The sequence below is a fragment of the Shewanella sp. 8A genome (genome assembly GCF_023475945.1).
GTDB classification, from domain to species: domain Bacteria; phylum Pseudomonadota; class Gammaproteobacteria; order Enterobacterales; family Shewanellaceae; genus Shewanella; species Shewanella xiamenensis.
Window position 1 is genome coordinate 1 of sequence record NZ_JAMDJP010000128.1, and the last position, 243, is coordinate 243.

A 243-nucleotide genomic window follows, 5' to 3' on the forward strand; every position below is an offset into this window, starting at 1 on the left:
CCCCTGTTACCGCCGTGAAAGGGCGGTGTCCTAGGCCTCTAGACGAAGGGGACACAAGGACTTATGTTTTTCCTCATAACTGAGGTCTTGCTATTTATCTCAAACAACTCGTTAGTCATTTGTGATGCACCCTATCTTTAAGGGATAGAGTGGTATCCCCTAGGGGATTCGAACCCCTGTTACCGCCGTGAAAGGGCGGTGTCCTAGGCCTCTAGACGAAGGGGACACAAGGACTTATGTTTT

General features: G+C 49.8%; 1 tRNA gene. It reads right to left on the minus strand.

The window, feature by feature from the left end:
• Window positions 1-150: 150 nt before the first annotated feature.
• Window positions 151-226: transfer RNA gene (locus M0413_RS22855), tRNA-Glu, on the minus strand.
• Window positions 227-243 lie beyond the last annotated feature (17 nt).